Origin of the sequence: Caballeronia zhejiangensis (assembly GCF_022879815.1) — a bacterium.
GTDB classification, from domain to species: domain Bacteria; phylum Pseudomonadota; class Gammaproteobacteria; order Burkholderiales; family Burkholderiaceae; genus Caballeronia; species Caballeronia zhejiangensis.
The window spans coordinates 381,184-395,982 of sequence record NZ_CP084283.1 but is presented as its reverse complement, the minus strand read 5'-3'; the positions used below and the strand labels follow the sequence as shown (position 1 = coordinate 395,982).

General features: G+C 63.2%; 13 protein-coding genes. 5 read left to right on the top strand and 8 right to left on the bottom strand.

All coding sequences use genetic code 11. The features are described from left to right. The first annotated feature begins 110 nt into the window (after positions 1–110). Positions 111–971, top strand: a complete 861-nt coding sequence (locus LDZ23_RS01890) for an MBL fold metallo-hydrolase (RefSeq protein ID WP_034470664.1) — start codon at positions 111–113, stop codon at positions 969–971. On the opposite strand, the gene LDZ23_RS01885 is transcribed toward LDZ23_RS01890, so the two are convergent. Then, positions 968–1,648 (bottom strand): FadR/GntR family transcriptional regulator, encoded by a 681-nt coding sequence (locus LDZ23_RS01885; protein WP_033536533.1) that lies wholly within the window; start codon positions 1,646–1,648, stop codon positions 968–970. The two genes, LDZ23_RS01890 and LDZ23_RS01885, sit on opposite strands and share 4 nt — an antisense overlap. A 140-nt stretch (positions 1,649–1,788) precedes the next feature. Between LDZ23_RS01885 and dgoD the strand changes: the two genes are divergently transcribed. Beyond that, positions 1,789–2,937, top strand: a complete 1,149-nt coding sequence (gene dgoD, locus LDZ23_RS01880; RefSeq protein ID WP_244807694.1) for a galactonate dehydratase — start codon at positions 1,789–1,791, stop codon at positions 2,935–2,937. A 6-nt stretch (positions 2,938–2,943) separates the two neighbouring features. On the opposite strand, the gene pabB is transcribed toward dgoD, so the two are convergent. The 4 genes from pabB to grpE form a co-directional block, all read right to left on the bottom strand. After that, the gene (pabB, locus tag LDZ23_RS01875) at positions 2,944–4,722 is read right to left on the bottom strand and encodes an aminodeoxychorismate synthase component I (RefSeq protein WP_425306890.1); all 1,779 of its coding nucleotides are present in this window, start codon (positions 4,720–4,722) and stop codon (positions 2,944–2,946) included. Positions 4,723–4,759: 37 nt separating this feature from the next. Beyond that, positions 4,760–5,896: a molecular chaperone DnaJ gene (dnaJ, locus tag LDZ23_RS01870; protein WP_008351467.1), complete on the bottom strand. Its 1,137-nt coding sequence runs from the start codon at positions 5,894–5,896 to the stop codon at positions 4,760–4,762. A 244-nt stretch (positions 5,897–6,140) separates the two neighbouring features. Next, positions 6,141–8,084, bottom strand: a complete 1,944-nt coding sequence (gene dnaK / locus LDZ23_RS01865) for a molecular chaperone DnaK (protein WP_244807692.1) — start codon at positions 8,082–8,084, stop codon at positions 6,141–6,143. Between the two features lie 211 nt (positions 8,085–8,295). Next, positions 8,296–8,898: a nucleotide exchange factor GrpE gene (grpE, locus tag LDZ23_RS01860; RefSeq protein ID WP_008351471.1), complete on the bottom strand. Its 603-nt coding sequence runs from the start codon at positions 8,896–8,898 to the stop codon at positions 8,296–8,298. A gap of 360 nt (positions 8,899–9,258) precedes the next feature. On the opposite strand from grpE, the gene LDZ23_RS01855 reads away from it, so the two are divergent. Next, entirely contained in the window at positions 9,259–9,420 is a 162-nt protein-coding gene (locus tag LDZ23_RS01855) for a hypothetical protein (RefSeq protein ID WP_008351472.1), read from the top strand. Here the strand turns inward: LDZ23_RS01855 and LDZ23_RS01850 are convergent. The 3 genes from LDZ23_RS01850 to hrcA all read right to left on the bottom strand — a co-directional run bounded on the left by LDZ23_RS01850 (position 9,392) and on the right by hrcA (position 12,032). Next, the gene (locus LDZ23_RS01850) at positions 9,392–9,799 is read right to left on the bottom strand and encodes an Hsp15 family ribosome-associated heat shock protein (protein ID WP_008351473.1); all 408 of its coding nucleotides are present in this window, start codon (positions 9,797–9,799) and stop codon (positions 9,392–9,394) included. The two genes, LDZ23_RS01855 and LDZ23_RS01850, sit on opposite strands and share 29 nt — an antisense overlap. Positions 9,800–9,824: 25 nt before the next feature. After that, on the bottom strand, positions 9,825–10,892 hold the full coding sequence (gene hemH, locus LDZ23_RS01845) for a ferrochelatase (RefSeq protein WP_008351474.1): 1,068 nt from the start codon (positions 10,890–10,892) through the stop codon (positions 9,825–9,827). Positions 10,893–11,015: 123 nt separating this feature from the next. Further along, entirely contained in the window at positions 11,016–12,032 is a 1,017-nt protein-coding gene (hrcA, locus tag LDZ23_RS01840; RefSeq protein ID WP_008351475.1) for a heat-inducible transcriptional repressor HrcA, read from the bottom strand. Positions 12,033–12,218: 186 nt separating this feature from the next. On the opposite strand from hrcA, the gene LDZ23_RS01835 reads away from it, so the two are divergent. Continuing rightward, positions 12,219–13,115, top strand: coding sequence for an NAD kinase (locus tag LDZ23_RS01835; protein ID WP_008351476.1), 897 nt, complete (start codon positions 12,219–12,221; stop codon positions 13,113–13,115). A gap of 30 nt (positions 13,116–13,145) precedes the next feature. Continuing rightward, positions 13,146–14,798 (top strand): DNA repair protein RecN, encoded by a 1,653-nt coding sequence (recN, locus tag LDZ23_RS01830; RefSeq protein ID WP_034470661.1) that lies wholly within the window; start codon positions 13,146–13,148, stop codon positions 14,796–14,798. The last annotated feature ends 1 nt before the right edge of the window (position 14,799 follow it).

Genomic DNA, 14,799 nt, shown 5'->3' with positions numbered 1-14,799 from the left:
GCATCGATGCCCGGCGCAAAGGGTTACACTGTATCGCGATCCTGACAAACACGCCCAATCCATCCGGGCCGCAAAAGCACAGGATCGCGTGACGCACCGGGGGAATCAACGTGCAAGCGATCATTCAGCCCTTCTTCGACATCAACACCGGCACGATGACGTACGTCGTCTACGAAGCGCCCGGCTCCGCCGCGGCTATCGTCGATCCGGTGCTCGACTACGATCCCAAAGCCGCGCGCACATCGACGAAATCCGCCGATGCGGTCGTCGCGTTCGTGCGGGACCAGCGGCTTTCCGTCGAATGGATTCTGGAGACGCACGCGCACGCCGATCATCTCTCGGCGGCGCCGTATCTGAAACGCACGCTCGGCGGGAAGATCGGAATTGGCGAGTCGATACGCACGGTGCAGGGCGTGTTCAAGAAGATCTTCGATCTCGAGCCCGAGTTCCAGCTCGATGGCTCGCAGTTCGATCATCTGTTCGCCGACGGCGAGCGGTTCATGATCGGCGCGCTCGAAGCAACCGCGCTCTTCGTGCCGGGACATACGCCCGCCGACATGGCGTATCGCGTCGGCGATGCGGTGTTCGTCGGCGACACGCTCTTCATGCCGGATCTGGGCACCGCGCGCTGCGATTTCCCGGGCGGCGACGCCCGCGCGATGTATCGATCGATTCAGCGCCTGCTCGCGCTCGATCCCGACACGCGGCTTTTCGTGTGTCACGACTATCCGCCGGAGACGCGCGCTCCGCAATGGCAAGCCACGGTGCGCGAGCAGCGTGAGAAGAACATCCACGTCGGCGGCGGCAAGACCGAGGACGAGTTCGTCGCGATGCGCGAGGCGCGCGACGCGACGCTCGGCATGCCGACGCTCATCTTGCCCGCCATTCAGGTCAATATCCGCGCGGGCCACTTTCCCGACGCGGCGAGCAACGGCACGACCTATCTGAAGATTCCGCTGAACGCGTTCTAGCCTTCGATCCGGCCGCGTGTCACACCAAGCAGACCGGCCATCGCGCGGCGCGCGCCGTTCGAATCGCGCGCGATGATCGCTTCGAAAACCGCCGTATGTTCCGCGAGCGACGCGTTGTAGACGTCGGCGCGCTTCGCGTTCAGGCGCAACTGGCCTTCGAGCGTGCGCTCGATCAGCGCGCCGAGCGGAATCAGCAATTCGTTGCTGCACGCGGCGAGCACGCCCAGATGGAAGTCGAGATCGGCGCGCACCCATTCATCGACGTTCTGCGCGTCCGCCATCGCCTGATGCGCGCGCGTGAGTCGTTCGCGCGTGCGTTCTTCGTGGTTGTCGGCGGCGAGCGCGGCGGCGTACGGCTCGATCATCTCGCGCATTTCCTGAAGCTTGAGTGCGAATTGCAGCGGCGGCGCGACGCGCGAGTACCAGTCGAGCATGTCGGCATCGAGCAGATTCCACGCGTCTTGCGCGCGCACGCGCGTACCGACTTTCGGCCGCGACTCGATCAATCCTTTCGATGTCAGCGTGCGCAACGACTCGCGCAACACCGTGCGGCTCACGCCGAAGCGCTCCATCAGTTCCGCTTCGCGCGGCAATGGCGAACCCGGCGCAAAGTCGCCGCGCAGGATCGCCATGCCCAGTTCATGCGTCACACGGCCATGCAGATCGCGGTAAATGATGGTCTCCCTTCATATTTTGAGCACGATTATCGGGCATTCGACTGATGTTTCGTAAGTCCCAATCTTTACGCGAATAATACTATTAATATGCCCAGACATCGCCTTTTTGCTACCATGTAAAACCCTTCAGGAGACGCTCAATGAAAATCACGAAACTCGAGACCTTCATCGTTCCGCCGCGCTGGTGCTTCCTCAAGATCGAAACCGACGAGGGCATCACGGGCTGGGGCGAGCCGGTTGTGGAAGGCCGCGCGCATACGGTCGCCGCAGCCGTCGATGAACTCGCCGACTATCTCGTCGGCAAGGACCCGCGCCATGTCGAAGACTTGTGGCAGGTCATGTACCGCGCGGGCTTCTATCGCGGCGGCCCGATCGGCATGAGCGCGATCGCGGGCGTCGATCAGGCATTGTGGGACATTCTCGGCAAGCATCACGGCGTGCCGGTGCACGCGCTGCTCGGCGGCCAGGTGCGCGACAAGATCAAGGTGTATTCGTGGATCGGCGGCGACCGTCCGAGCGACGTCGCGAACAACGCGCGGGCGGTGGTCGAGCGCGGCTTCAAGGCCGTGAAGATGAACGGCTCGGAAGAGCTGCAGATCATCGATACCTTCGACAAGGTTCAGGGCGTGATCGACAACGTGCAAGCGGTGCGCGAAGCGGTCGGGCCGAACGTGGGCATCGGCGTCGACTTTCACGGACGCGTGCACAAGCCGATGGCGAAAGTGCTCGCGAAGGAGCTCGATCCGTTCAAGCTGATGTTCATCGAAGAGCCGGTGCTTTCGGAAAACGTCGAGGCGCTGCGCGATATCGTCAACCAGACGAGCACGCCGATCGCGCTCGGCGAGCGGCTCTACTCGCGCTGGGATTTCAAGCACATTCTGGCGGGCGGTTACGTCGACATCATTCAGCCGGACGCGTCGCACGCGGGCGGTCTCACCGAATGCCGCAAGATCGCGACGATGGCCGAAGCCTACGATGTCGCGCTCGCGCTGCACTGCCCGCTCGGTCCGATCGCGCTCGCAACCTGTCTGCAGATCGATGCGGTCAGCTATAACGCGTTCATCCAGGAACAGAGCCTCGGCATTCACTACAACAAGGGCAATGACCTGCTCGATTACATCAGGAATCCGGAAGTCTTCAAGTACGAAGACGGGATGGTGTCGATTCCGCAAGGGCCGGGCTTGGGAATCGAGGTGAACGAGGAGAAAGTGCGCGAAATGGCGAAGGTCGGCCATCGCTGGCGCAATCCGGTGTGGCGTCACGCGGATGGCAGCGTCGCCGAGTGGTGATTCTGGCTAACGCTTGAGGCGCGCTTCGACCGCGCCGCGCAGGGCGTTGCTGATCAGCAGGCTCTGCGCGTTGTCGAGTTCGTTCGGCGTAAGCGCGCGTTCGCGCGCGCCGAGTTCTTCCATCAACACCGCGCGCATCACGCCCGGCAGCACGCCGGCATCGATGGGCGGCGTGAACCACTCGCCGTCGAGCTTCACGAACACGCTCGAGCGGCCGCCCTCGGTCAACTCGCCGCGCTCGTTGACGAACAACATGTCGAACGCGCCTTCGGCTTCGGCGGCTTTCCACGCACGATCGTAATCCGCGCGACGCGTCGTCTTGTGTCTGAGCAGCGGATCGGCCGAGCTTTGCGGCGCGAATCCGCGCTCCGAAGCGAGCAGCACGTTCACCGTATCCGATGGCAACGGCGCAAGCGGCGCGCTCGTCATCGTGATGCGCCCGCTCTTGGCCAGCGCGATACGCATTCGATACGGTTTCTGGCCTTCGAAGTCCGCGATATGTTGCGCGGTCTGCTCGTGCAACGAAGCTTCGTCGAACGTGAAACCGAGATACGCCGCGCTCGCCTTCAACCGCGCGACGTGGCGCGCGTAATGGCGCACGCCTTCATCGCGTGTCGCGTATGTCGTCTCGAAGAGTTCGAAGCCGGGATCCGCGCCCGTCAGAAAACGCGCTTTCAACAGACACTCCTCGTATTCGTCGGCGGCGACACTATCGAGCACGATGCCCGCGCCGATGCCGAGCACGCCGTGCCGCGCGGCCGCATCGATGACGAGCGTACGAATCGCCACCGACATGCAGAAGTCGCCGCTCGCATCGAGCCAGCCGATCGCGCCGGTGTAAAGCCCGCGCGGCGTGCTCTCGATTTCGTCGATCAGTTGCATCGTCCGATACTTCGGCGCGCCGGTGATCGAGCCGCACGGAAAGAGCGCGCGCACGATGTCCGCGAACGACGTGCCGGGTATGACGCGCGCTTCGATCGTCGACGTCATCTGCCACACCGATGCGTACGGCTCGACCGAGAACAGCGCGGGTACGTTGACCGAACCCGTGACCGCCACGCGCGACATGTCGTTGCGCAACAAGTCGACGATCATCACGTTCTCGGCGCGATTCTTCGGGTCGAGGCGCAGCGATTCGGGATCGGCATCCCGCGGCGCGGTGCCTTTCATCGGCCGCGCGCGCAACAGATCGCCATGTTTCTCGACGAACAATTCCGGCGAGCACGACACGACCGACCTGCCGTCCGGCAACGCGATGAACGCGCCGAAATGCACGGCTTGCCGCTCGCGCAATCGCCGATACAGCGCGAGCGGCGTGCCGAATACATCGAAATTCAGCCGATACGTGTAGTTGATCTGATACGACTCGCCTTCCTTCAACGCCTCCTGAACCGTGGCGATGGCCTTGTCGAACTCGTCGCGGGTGACGCTCGGCGCAATGCCCGCGACGCCTGCAACGTCGTCATCGGCGAGCCAGGCGCTCACTTCCTTACGCGACAGAAACGCGCACGAGCGAAACATCAGCACGCGAAGCGCCTGATCTTCACCACGCCCGATTTCACCGAACTGGAGATTGCGTCCGAACTCGTAATCCGCGACGACAAGCGCATGCAGGCCGCTCTGCAGATCGCGCTCGATTTCGGCGCAAACGGCATCGAGATCGCGCGCGTTCACGCACACGCGTTCGCGCACGAAGTCTGTGTACAAACGACTCGACCGCCTTTCGGCGGTCGCATCGCAATCGTCGAGCAGCGCGAACACCGCGCTGCGCTCTTCGGTTTTCATCGTCATACCTGCCCGACGTACTACGCACTCGACCGCATCAATCGAAGAAGCTCTTCACGCGGTCGAACCAGCTCTTGCTTTGCGGACTATGCCGCGCGCCACCCTCGACGAGCGACTTCTCGAACTGCTTGAGCAAATCGCGCTGCGCGTCGGTGAGCTTGACCGGCGTTTCCACCTGGACATGCACATACAGATCGCCGGCGATGCTCGAACGCAAGCCCTTGATGCCCTTGCCGCGCAAACGGAACGTCTTGCCCGACTGCGTGCCTTCCGGCACCGTGAAGCTCGCGCGGCCCGCGAGCGTCGGCACTTCGATCTCGCCGCCGAGCGCCGCCGTCGTGAACGGAATCGGCATCTGGCAATGCAGGTCGTCGCCGTCACGCTCGAACACCGAATGCTGCTTGATGTGGATTTCCACATACAAGTCGCCGGCCGGACCACCGTTGATGCCCGGCTCGCCATTGCCCGCCGAGCGGATTCGCATGCCGTCGTCGATGCCCGCCGGAATCTTCACTTCCAGCGTCTTCGTTTCCTTCACCTTGCCCGCGCCGTGGCAGTTCGCGCACGGATCGGGGATGTAGCTGCCGCTGCCGTGACACTTCGGGCACGTCTGCTGGATGCTGAAAAACCCTTGCGACATGCGTACCTGGCCCTGACCATGACAGGTCGGGCAGGTTTCGGGCTTCGTGCCCGGCTTCGCACCGGAGCCGTGGCAGACGTTGCAGTTCACCCAGCTCGGCACGCGAATCTGCGTGTCGTAGCCGTGCGCCGCCTGCTCCAGCGTGATTTCCATGCTGTAGCGCAAGTCCGCGCCGCGATACACCTGCGGACCGCTGCGGCCGCGCGCGCCGGCGCCACCCGCCGTCTGTCCGAAGATGTCGCCGAAGATATCCCCGAAGGCATCGGCGAAACCGCCGAAACCTTGCGCGCCCGCGCCCGCCATGTTCGGATCCACGCCCGCGTGGCCGTACTGATCGTAGGCGGCCCGCTTCTGCTGGTCGGAGAGCATTTCGTAGGCTTCCTTCGCCTCCTTGAAATTCTCTTCCGCCTTCTTGTTGTCCGGGTTGCGGTCAGGGTGATACTTCATCGCGAGCTTGCGATACGCCTTCTTGATCTCGTCGTCGCTCGCATTTTTCGCGACGCCCAGAACGTCGTAGTAATCCCGTTTCGCCATGTCGGTTCGATGCCGCCGCGCTTGAGCGCCGCGGTTCCTGTCAGATGCTGCGAGATGCTGCGGATGTCGCTCGCAACCCGCGCGTAAAACTTTTTGCGCCTCGCCAGAAGCAACGCGCCTCTAAAAACAACGTGCCCGGAGAGCCGAAAGGCTCGCCAGGCGCGCTCCACGTCAGACGCCAACGCGTCCCGGTGATACCACCGAAAAGCGCGTGAATGTCGCCACTCACGCGCCCGATTCGGCGTTAGTCCTTCTTCACTTCCTTGAAGTCGGCGTCGACGACGTCATCGTGATGCTGGCTCGCGCCCGCATCCGCCGACGCGCCCGCGCCTGCCGCACCCGCCGCGCCTTGCTGCGCCTGCATGTCGGCGTACATCTTTTCGCCGAGCTTCTGCGAAGCCTGAGCCAGCGCCTCGACCTTTGCTTCGATCGTGGCCTTGTCGCTCGAGCTGCTCTTCAGCGCCTCTTCGAGGTCCTTCAGCGCCGCTTCGATCTTTTCCTTCTCCGAAGCGTCGACCTTGTCACCGTACTCCGCGACCGCCTTCTTCGTGCTGTGAACCAGCGCATCGCCCTGGTTGCGCGCGTCGGCCAGCTCACGCAGCTTGTGATCTTCCTCGGCGTTGGCTTCGGCGTCCTTCACCATCTTGTCGATTTCCGCGTCCGTCAGACCCGAGTTCGCCTTGATGGTGATCTTGTTTTCCTTGCCCGTCGCCTTGTCCTTCGCGCCAACGTGCAGAATGCCGTTCGCGTCGATGTCGAAGGTCACTTCGATCTGCGGCACGCCGCGCGGTGCGGGCGGAATGCCTTCGAGGTTGAACTCGCCGAGCAGCTTGTTGCCGACGGCCATTTCGCGCTCGCCCTGGAACACCTTGATCGTCACGGCGCCCTGGTTGTCGTCCGCCGTCGAATACACTTGCGAGTGCTTCGTCGGGATGGTCGTGTTCTTGTTGATCATCTTCGTCATCACACCGCCGAGCGTCTCGATGCCGAGCGACAGCGGCGTCACGTCGAGCAGCAGCACGTCCTTGCGGTCGCCCGACAGAACCTGGCCTTGAATCGCGGCGCCCACGGCGACGGCTTCGTCCGGGTTCACGTCACGGCGCGGATCCTTGCCGAAGAATTCCTTCACCTTCTCCTGCACCTTCGGCATACGCGTCATGCCGCCGACGAGAATCACGTCGTCGATGTCGCCGACCTTCACGCCCGCATCCTTGATCGCGATGCGGCAGGGTTCGATCGTGCGCTCGATCAGCTCTTCGACGAGCGCTTCGAGCTTGGCACGCGTGAACTTGAGGTTCAGGTGCTTCGGACCGGACGCGTCCGCCGTGATGTACGGCAGGTTGATGTCGGTCTGAGCCGTCGACGACAGTTCGATCTTCGCCTTTTCAGCGGCTTCCTTCAGGCGTTGCAGCGCGAGCACGTCCTTGGACAGGTCGACGCCCTGCTCTTTCTTGAACTCGCCGATGATGTAATCGATGATGCGCTGGTCGAAGTCTTCACCGCCGAGGAACGTATCGCCGTTCGTCGACAGCACTTCGAACTGCATTTCGCCGTCCACGTCCGCGATCTCGATGATCGAGATGTCGAATGTGCCGCCGCCCAAGTCGAACACGGCGATCTTGCGGTCGCCCTTTTCGGCCTTGTCGAGACCGAACGCGAGCGCGGCCGCGGTCGGCTCGTTGATGATGCGCTTCACTTCCAGACCGGCGATGCGGCCCGCGTCCTTCGTTGCCTGACGCTGGCTGTCGTTGAAGTACGCCGGAACCGTGATGACGGCTTCCGTCACCGGCTCGCCGAGGTAGTCTTCAGCGGTCTTCTTCATCTTGCGCAGGACTTCAGCCGAAACCTGCGACGGCGCGAGGTTCTTGCCGTGCGCTTCGACCCATGCATCGCCGTTGTCGTGCTTGACGATCTTGTAGGGCATCAGGTTGATGTCCTTCTGCACTTCCTTCTCGTCGAAGCGGCGGCCAATCAGGCGCTTGACCGCGTACAGCGTGTTCTTCGGATTGGTGACCGACTGGCGCTTCGCAGGCGCGCCGACGAGGATCTCGTTGTCATCCATGTACGCGATGATAGACGGCGTGGTGCGCGCGCCTTCCGAGTTCTCGATGACCTTGACCTGATTGCCTTCCATCAGCGCCACGCACGAGTTCGTGGTGCCGAGGTCGATACCGATGATTCTGCCCATTTTTTATCCTCTCCTAGCTTTGATCGCAGTGGCGTTGCGGCCGGCCTTTCGATGCCGGCTTTTGCCGATTTACCGGGCCGAACGCCCAAAATTCATACCTGTACGCAAGATAAGAGCGTCAGTTTCGATTTCAAGACCCTGCAAACGATGCGGTCTATAAGTTTTTTTTGTGCGGCGACCGACACGGCCGGCACGTACGCCGCGAGATCGATTACTTCGGCGCGGCGACGGTCACGAGCGCCGGACGCAGCACGCGGTCGGCGATGACGTAGCCCTTCTGCAGCACCGTGACGACAGTATTCGGGTCTTGTTCCGCCGGAACCATCGAGATGGCCTGATGGCGATGCGGATCGAATTTTTCGCCGACCGGGTTCACCGCGATCACGCGGCCTTTCTCCAACGCGCCCGTCAGTTGACGCAGCGTCAGTTCGACGCCTTCGCGAACCTTGGCGACATCCGTCGACTGGTCGGCGAGCGCGGCTTCCAGGCTGTCGAGCACCGGAAGCAGGTTCTCCGCAAAATTTTCGATGGCGAATTTATGCGCCTTCGCGACATCTTCCTGACTGCGGCGGCGCACGTTCTCGGTTTCGGCCTTCGCGCGCAGGAAGTCTTCCTTGAGCGCGGCGATGGTGGCCTGCGCTTCGGCGAGCGCAGCTTCGGCCTCATTCGGCGCGGCTTGCGGCGCGGCGGCGGCATCAGCCGGTGCGCCTTGGGACGCGGGAGCCGCCGCGCTGGTCGGGTCGGCGGACTGGCGCGCGTTATCGTCGGCGGGCGTTGCGTTCTGGCTCGCTGGATTCTCTTGCGTGTTTTCCATGTCGCTGAATATGTATTGCAGTGAGTTGAATCGGCTGCGAAAGCGGCCAGACCGAAAGTCGGACGCATTTTTCGCACTAACGGCCGAAATGAGGGCGCCGAAAGCTTTTTCAAGCCTTCGAAACGGTTTTTCGGACAAATCTCGACAGCAAGATGGCGCCGCAATGGCTCGTAATACAGACTTCGCCGCGGCGCGCGATTTTCGGATTGAGGGAAAGCCCTGAGTCGCCTACACTTCGAAAAAGCAGCGCAGGACGCACGTTAACCCTAATCCTACGAATTGCTTCAAACCGCTTTCAGCCCTTGCCCGTTTCCTGATCCGGCCGCCTTCTGACCGGGCAACCCGCTTCCCGGGGATACCATGAAACTGACCTTTGCTATCGCGGTGGTCGCCCTGGTACTCGTCGCGGGAACGACCACCATCTGCATGTCCGGCGTCGTGACCGAACGTACCACCGAGTACGGCGGCGTTCACGCGACCATCGAAAGCTACTTCAATCCGAACGAGAAAATTTGTCGATAGTGCGCCGGTCGCGCTTCGTCGGCCTTCCCTGCAGTTCCGCTGCGGGCTCGCGGAAATTCTTGCGGCGCTCGGCCTCGGCCATGCGTTTCGCACGGCCTTCCCCGGTTTCGGCATAGAGCGTCTGGGCGACCGGCGCCGGGCCGCGCACATCGCATATCCCGAGCACTTCGACCTGCCACACCAGCCGTTCGATATCGATCTCGACGATATCGCCGACGCGCACGTCCTTAGACGGCTTCACATTCGCCCCGCCGATCTTCACGCGGCCTTTCTCGACCGCATCGCTCGCGAGCGAACGCGTCTTGAAGAAACGCGCTGCCCAAAGCCACTTATCGATGCGCAAACGCGCGCCAGGTTCCGTCGAAATCTTGTAGTTCATGGGTGAATGCCTGAAAAAGCCGCGCTCAGGCCACTGCGCTGAGCGGCTGCACAGTCTGCACGGGCCATCCCTGAAGATGTTGCGCGGCGATCTCGCCCAGTGCCTTGATCCACGCGGGCGCTGAGTTCAGGCAGGCAATCCGGTGAAAATGCTTGCCGCCCGCCTTCAGAAATTCGTCGCGCACCTCGATGCCGATTTCCTCGATCGTCTCGAGACAATCCGCCGTGAAGCCGGGACAGAACACGTCCACACGAGAAACGCCGCCCGCGCCGAGCTCCGCGACCGTCGGCGCGGTGTACGGCTGAAGCCACTCCGCCCGCCCAAAGCGCGACTGGAACGTCACGCGGCATTCGACCGGCGTAAGCCCGAGCGCGGCCATGAGCAACGAACCGGTCAGCTGGCACTGGTCGTGATACGGATCGCCGAGATCCATCGTGCGCTTCGGCACGCCGTGGAAGCTCAGCACGAGCTTGTCGCCCGCGGCGAAATCCGGCTGGCCGTGATGCCGCCAATAGTCGCGCACCTGCTCCGCGAGCGCCGCGATATACGCCGGATGATCGGCGTAATGGCGGATCGTGCGGATTTCCGGCTGATTGCGCACGCGCTTGAGCGCGGCGAACGCGTCATCGAACGCGGTGGCCGTCGTGGACGACGAGTATTGCGGATACATCGGCAACAGGAGAATGCGGTCGGCGCCTTCGAGCTTCAGCTGATTGAGCATCGCGCCGATGCCCGGCGTGCCGTAGCGCATCGCATAGTCGACGATGACGTGATAGTCGTTCGCCGCGAAGAGCCGCCGCAAGCCGTCGACCTGCTTTTCCGTATGCACGCGCAGCGGCGAGCCTTCGGGCATCCACACTTGCGCGTACTTCTTCGCCGATGCGCGCCCGCGAAACGGCAGGATCAGGCCGCGCAGAATGAATTGCCACACGAATGACGGAATTTCGACGACGCGCGGATCGGACAGGAATTGCGCCAGATACTTGCGCACCGCCCGCGGCGTGGGCGCGTCCGGCGTGCCGAGATTGATCAGCAGCACCGCGACGCGATGCGAAGCGCTGGGCTGCGAGGGCAACTCGAGGTCGAAACGCATAAGGGAAGCGAGCCTGAAGATGGTCGTCGGAAAAGTTGAGGACCATTATAGCGGCGCGTTTTCGGACGCATCATTGGCCGAACGGCCTAGTGGCGCGCTCTTTCGCGGCGCGCCAAGATGGCGTCACTGATGACTGAGCGACATCGACAGCAAACGCGCGGTGATATCGACGATCGGAATCACGCGGTTGTACGCCATGCGCGTCGGGCCGATCACGCCGAGCGTGCCGACGATCTTCCCGTTGACCTCGTATGGCGCCGTCACGACGCTCATTTCCTCGATCGGCACGAGATTGCTTTCTCCGCCGATGAAAATCTGCACGCCTTGCGCGTGACTCGATACATCCAGCAATTGCAGGAGGCTCGTCTTTTGGTCGAACAAATCGAAAAGCTTGCGCAGCCGCGCCATGTCGGACGAAAGGTCCGCCACTTCGAGCAGGTTGCGCTCGCCGGAAATCAGCACGGTGTCAGTGGGGTCCGTCTCGGCGGTGCTCGCGACCACGGCCGCCTGCATGAGCGCGGTCATGTCGCCGCGCAACTGGTCGATTTCCTCGCGCAAACGGCGGCGTACTTCGTCGAAGGACAGGCCCGCGAAATGCGCGTTGATGTAATTGGAGGCTTCTACGAGTTGCGAAGGCGAATAGTCGCGTTGCGTGGCCATCATGCGGTTCTGCACGTCGCCTTCGGGCGTCACGATGATGAGCAGAATGCGCTTGTCCGACAGCCGCATGAACTCGATCTGCTTGAACATGTGGCTCCGGCGCGGCGTGAGCACGACGCCCGCGAACGAAGACAGATTGGACAGCACGCTCGCCGCCGCCGCGACGATCTTCTGCGGCTCCTCGCCTTGCAGGCGAGTCTTGACCGCGGTGGTCATGGCCTCGTCTTGCGGTGCTTCTACAGTCAGCATCGTGTCGACGAAGAGCCGGTAGCCGCGCGGCGTGGGAATGCGTCCCGCCGACGTATGCGGGCTCGCGACCAGCCCGAGGTCTTCGAGATCCGACATGACGTTGCGGATCGTCGCGGGGCTCAGTTCGAGGCCGGAATGACGTGATAACGTGCGCGAACCGACCGGCTGACCTTCGGCGATGTAGCGCTCGATCAACGTTTTGAGGAGGGTTTGTGCACGTGGGTCTAGCATGGGGAAATTTTAGCTCAACGTGTCGGATAGCGGCGAGCCGCGCCGGGTGGTCGGCATTCAACGTCCGCTCCATTCTAGCGACAAACGGCGAGCCTGCCCGCGTCATGCCGCACGGTCTCGTCGCGGCGCGCCCGGCGGCCATCGCCCACGGTTCTTTTCGCTCTCTGACTATGGTGTAATGCCGGCATGGAAATTGGCCAATTCAAGACCGTCGCCCTCGTGGGGCGCACCAACACGCCGGGCATCGAGGCGCCGCTGAGATCGCTCGCCGATCTCCTCAGGAGCCAGGGCTTCGAGGTCGTCTTCGAGGCGGGCACCGCGAAGGACGTCGGCGTGACGGAGTTCCCGGCGCTCTCCATCGCGGAGATGGGCGCGCGCGCGGACGTTGCAATCGTGCTCGGCGGCGACGGCACGATGCTCGGCATCGGACGGCAGCTCGCGCCGTATAAAACACCGCTCATCGGCGTGAATCATGGCCGGCTCGGCTTCATCACCGACATTCCGCTCAAGGCGATGCAGGAAATCGTCCCGCAAATGCTCGCCGGCCAGTTCGAGCGCGAGGAACGCAGCCTGCTCGAAGCGCGCATCGTGCGCAACGACAAGCCGATCTACCACGCGCTCGCGTTCAACGACGTCGTGGTGAATCGCAGCGGCTTCTCCGGCATGGCGGAGCTGCGCGTGTCGGTGGACGGCCACTTCATGTACAACCAGCGTTCCGACGGACTGATCGTCGCGACGCCGACCGGCTCGACCGCCTACGCGCTGTCGTCGGCGGGGCCGATCCTGCATCCGCAATTGCAGGGCTTCGTGCTCGTGCCGATCGCGCCGCATTCGCTGTCGAACCGGCCGATCGTGCTGCCCGACGATTCGAAAGTGACCATTCAGATCATCGGCGGTCGCGACGTCAACGTGAACTTCGACATGCAGTCGTTCACCGCCGTCGAACTGAACGACGCGATTGAAGTGCGGCGCTCGAAGCATACGGTGCCGGTGCTGCATCCGGTCGGCTACAGCACGTACGCCACGCTGCGCAAGAAGCTGCACTGGAACGAGCATCCGTCGCAGGATTCGTCCGCTCTCTGATCTGCCAGAACTTCCTTCCCCGAAGCGTCCATGCTCCGTCATCTTTCCATTCGAGATTTCGTCATCGTCGCCACGCTGGATATCGATTTCGATCCAGGCTTCACGGTCTTTTCGGGTGAAACCGGCGCGGGCAAGTCGATCCTCATCGACGCCCTCGCGCTCACGCTCGGCGCGCGCGGCGACGCGAGCGTCGTGCGCGCCGGTCAGGCGCGCGCCGACATCACCGCCGAATTTTCGACGCATCCGCTCGTCGTGCGCTGGCTGGACGAACACGCGCTCACGCAGGACGCCGATTCGGTCATGCTGCGGCGGGTGATCGATTCGGGCGGCCGCTCGCGAGCGTTCATCAATGGCACGCCCGCGACGCTCGCGCAGTTGCGCGAAGTCGGCGAAATGCTCGTCGATATCCACGGCCAGCACGCGCATCAATTGTTGATGCGACCGGACGCGCAACGCGAACTCTTCGACACGCACGCGCAGTTGCTCGACACGGCCGGCGCGGTGAATCGTGCGTGGCGAGCGATGCGCGACGCGCAGCAAGCCGTCGAGACCGCCCAGAATCGCGACCGCGAGCTGCAACTGGAACGCGAGCGTCTCGCGTGGCAACTGAGCGAGTTCGACAAGCTCGCGCCGCAGCCCGGCGAATGGGAAGAAGTGAGCGCGGAGCATCATCGGCTGTCGCATTCGGCGAGTCTCATCGACGGCGTGCAGGGTGCGCTCGGCGCGCTCTCCGAATCCGACGAAGCGATGATCTCGCAGCTCGGCGCCATCATCTCGAAGCTGCGCGGCCTGTCCGATATCGATCCCGCGTTGAACGACGTGCTCGCGTCGCTCGAACCGGCGGAAATCCAGTTGCAGGAAGCGTCGTATTCGCTATCGCACTACGCGCAGCGGCTGGAGCTCGATCCTGACCGGCTCGCGCAAGTCGAAAGACGCATGGAGCAACTGCACTCGACCGCGCGCAAGTTCCGCCTTCAACCCGAAACGCTGCCGGAAGAACACGACGCGCGCCGCCGCCAGCTCGCCGAACTCGATGCCGCCGCCGATCTCGATGCGCTCAACGCCGCCGCCGAGAAAGCGAAGAGCGAATATCTCGCGCAAGCCAAGGTGCTGTCCAAGGCGCGCGCGAAGGCCGCGAAAAATCTGTCGAAAGCGGTCACGGAAGGCATGCAGGAGCTGTCGATGGCAGGCGGCAGCTTCGAGGTCGCGCTCGTGCCGCTCGCCGAAGGCGGCGCGAACGGGCTGGAGCAGATCGAATTCCGCGTCGCGGGACACGCGGGCGTCGCGCTGCGGCCGCTCGCGAAAGTCGCGTCGGGCGGCGAACTGGCGCGCATCAGTCTTGCGCTCGCCGTCATCGCGAGCACGGCGAGTCCGACGCCCACGCTCATCTTCGACGAAGTGGACACGGGCATCGGCGGCGGCGTCGCGGAAGTGGTCGGGCGTCTGTTGCATCAGCTCGGCCGCGACCGTCAGGTGCTGTGCGTCACGCACTTGCCGCAAGTGGCCGCGCGTGGCGATCAGCATTTCCAGGTCGCGAAATCGTCGGACGATGCGGGCGGCACGGTGAGCACGGTAAAGCAACTCGATCGCGCAAAACGCGTGGAAGAAGTCGCGCGCATGCTCGGCGGTCTCGAAATCACCGCGACCACCCGCAAGCACGCGAAGGAAATGCTGGCGGCTTAAG

Bases quoted from the DNA above. Each gene is read 5' to 3' on its own strand.
- dgoD (WP_244807694.1), top strand. From the start codon at position 1,789: ATGAAAATCACGAAACTCGAGACCTTCATCGTTCCGCCGCGCTGGTGC.
- hrcA (WP_008351475.1), bottom strand. From the start codon at position 12,032: ATGCTAGACCCACGTGCACAAACCCTCCTCAAAACGTTGATCGAGCGC.
- dnaK (WP_244807692.1), bottom strand. From the start codon at position 8,084: ATGGGCAGAATCATCGGTATCGACCTCGGCACCACGAACTCGTGCGTG.
- pabB (WP_425306890.1), bottom strand. From the start codon at position 4,722: ATGAAAACCGAAGAGCGCAGCGCGGTGTTCGCGCTGCTCGACGATTGC.
- LDZ23_RS01835 (WP_008351476.1), top strand. From the start codon at position 12,219: ATGGAAATTGGCCAATTCAAGACCGTCGCCCTCGTGGGGCGCACCAAC.
- LDZ23_RS01855 (WP_008351472.1), top strand. From the start codon at position 9,259: ATGAAACTGACCTTTGCTATCGCGGTGGTCGCCCTGGTACTCGTCGCG.
- recN (WP_034470661.1), top strand. From the start codon at position 13,146: ATGCTCCGTCATCTTTCCATTCGAGATTTCGTCATCGTCGCCACGCTG.
- grpE (WP_008351471.1), bottom strand. From the start codon at position 8,898: ATGGAAAACACGCAAGAGAATCCAGCGAGCCAGAACGCAACGCCCGCC.
- hemH (WP_008351474.1), bottom strand. From the start codon at position 10,892: ATGCGTTTCGACCTCGAGTTGCCCTCGCAGCCCAGCGCTTCGCATCGC.
- dnaJ (WP_008351467.1), bottom strand. From the start codon at position 5,896: ATGGCGAAACGGGATTACTACGACGTTCTGGGCGTCGCGAAAAATGCG.
- LDZ23_RS01850 (WP_008351473.1), bottom strand. From the start codon at position 9,799: ATGAACTACAAGATTTCGACGGAACCTGGCGCGCGTTTGCGCATCGAT.